1 protein-coding gene is annotated in these 2,294 nt (G+C 77.6%); it reads left to right on the forward strand.

The window, feature by feature from the left end:
- Nucleotides 1-28: 28 nt before the first annotated feature.
- On the forward strand, nt 29-2,294 hold a 2,266-nt coding region (locus tag ABD308_RS39595), incomplete at its 3' end, for a type I polyketide synthase (RefSeq protein WP_425554705.1).

Below are 2,294 nucleotides of genomic sequence, written 5' to 3' on the forward strand. Positions count from 1 at the left end.
CGAGGCCGTGGCCGAGGCGCTGGGGCTGGTGCAGCGGTGGCTGGCCGCCGACTGGACGGCCGAGGTGCGGCTGGCCCTGGTCACCCGGAACGCGGTGTCCGTCGACGGCGAGGCGGCGGACGCGGCCCAGGCCGCGCTCTGGGGCCTGCTGCGCAGCGCGCAGTCCGAGCACCCGGACCGCTTCCTGCTCGTCGACCTGGACGGTGGGACGCCCGACTGGGGCGCCCTGCTGGACGGCGACGAGCCGCAGGTCGCCGTGCGCGGCGAGCGGCTGCTCGCCCCGCGCCTGACCGCGGCCCCCGCCCCGGCCGCCGACGAGCCGTGGCACCTGTCCGTGACCCGCAAGGGCTCGCTGGACGGCGTCGAGGTCACCGCGTCGGCCGCCCGCCGTCCGCTCGCGCCCGGCGAGGTGCGGATCGGCGTGCGTGCCGCCGGGGTGAACTTCCGCGACGTGCTGATCGCCCTCGGCGTGTACCCCGACGACGTCCCGCTGGGCGCCGAGGCGGCGGGCACGGTGCTGGAGGTCGGCGCCGGGGTCACCGACCTGGCGCCCGGCGACCGGGTGTTCGGGATCGTGGGCGGCTCCTTCGGCCCGGTGGCCGTCGCCGACCGGGCCCTGGTCGCCCGGATCCCGGACGGCTGGTCGTTCACCGAGGCGGCCTCGGTGCCGGTGGCCTACGCGACCGCCTACTACGGCCTGGTGGACCTGGCCGGGCTGCGCGCGGGGGAGCGGGTGCTGGTGCACGCTGCCGCCGGCGGGGTCGGCACGGCCGCCGTGCAGATCGCCCGGCACCTCGGCGCGGAGGTGTTCGCCACCGCGAGCCCCGCCAAGTGGGACGGGCTGCTCGCCGAGGGCATCGAGCTCGACCGGCTCGCCAACTCCCGGGACACGGAGTTCCGGGACACCGTGCTGGCCGCCACCGGCGGCGCCGGGGTGGACGTCGTCCTCAACTCCCTGACCGGCGAGTTCGTCGACGCCTCGCTGGACCTGCTGCCGCGCGGCGGCCGGTTCGTGGAGATGGGCAAGGCCGACATCCGCGACGCGGACGCGATCGCGTCCGCCCGGCCGGGCGTCGCCTACCGGGCGTTCGACCTGTGGGAGGCCGGGCCGCAGCGCCTGGCCGAGCTGCTGGCCGAGATCGTCGCCCTGTTCGAGCAGGGCGTCCTGCGGTTCGCCCCGATCCGCACCTGGGACGTCCGGCAGGGCCGCGAGGCGCTGCGCCACCTGCGCGAGGGCCGGAACGTCGGCAAGGTCGTGCTGACCGTGCCGGCTCCGCCGGGGGCGGACGGGACCGTCCTGGTGACCGGCGGTACCGGCGGCCTGGGCGCGGTGTTCGCCCGGCACCTGGCGGCCGCGCACGGCGTGCGCGACCTGCTGCTGCTGAGCCGCAGCGGGCCGCGGGCCGCCGGCGCCGCCGAACTGGTGGCCGAGCTAGCGGAGTTGGGTGCCACCGCCCGGGTGGTCGCCTGCGACGTCGCGGACCGCGAGCAACTGGCCGCCGCGATCGGGGCCTTGGACAAGCCGCTGACGGCGGTCGTGCACGCGGCCGGTGTGCTGGACGACGGTGTGGTCGAGTCGCTGTCGCCGGAGCAGGTCGGTCGGGTGCTCCGGCCGAAGCTGGACGCGGCCTGGCACCTGCACGAGTTGACCGCCGGGGCGGACCTGTCGGCGTTCGTGCTGTTCTCCTCGGTGGCCGCCCTGATGGGCAGCCCCGGCCAGGGCAACTACGCGGCCGCCAACGCGGCCCTGGACGCGCTCGCCGCGTCCCGCCGCGCCGCCGGCCTGCCCGCGACCTCGCTCGCCTGGGGCCTGTGGTCCGAAACGGCCGGCATGGCCGCCCAGTTGGGTGAGACGGAGCTGGCCCGGCTCGGGCGGATGGGCGTCAGCGCGCTGACGCCGGAGACCGGCCCGGCCCTGTTCGACCGGTCGCTGGAGGTGGACGCCGCGGTGGTGGCACCCGTCCTCCTGGACACCGCCGTGCTGCGGGCGCAGGCCCGGGCCGGGATGCTGCCGCCGCTGCTGCGCGGCCTGGTCCGGCTGCCGGCCCGGGCCGCCGACGCCGGGGCGGGCGTGCTGGCCCAGCGGCTGGGAGCGGTGCCGGAGGCGGAGCGCGAGCGGATCGTCCTGGAGGTCGTCCAGGCGCAGGTCGCGGCCGTCCTCGGCCACGCCTCGGCCGCCGCGATCGACCCGGAGCGCGCGTTCAAGGACCTCGGCTTCGACTCGCTGAGCGCCGTCGAGCTGCGCAACCGGCTCACCCAGGCCACCGGCGTCCGGCTGGCCGCCACCGTCGTGT

This window comes from Kitasatospora putterlickiae (assembly GCF_039527695.1).
Taxonomy (GTDB): Bacteria; Actinomycetota; Actinomycetes; order Streptomycetales; family Streptomycetaceae; genus Kitasatospora; species Kitasatospora putterlickiae.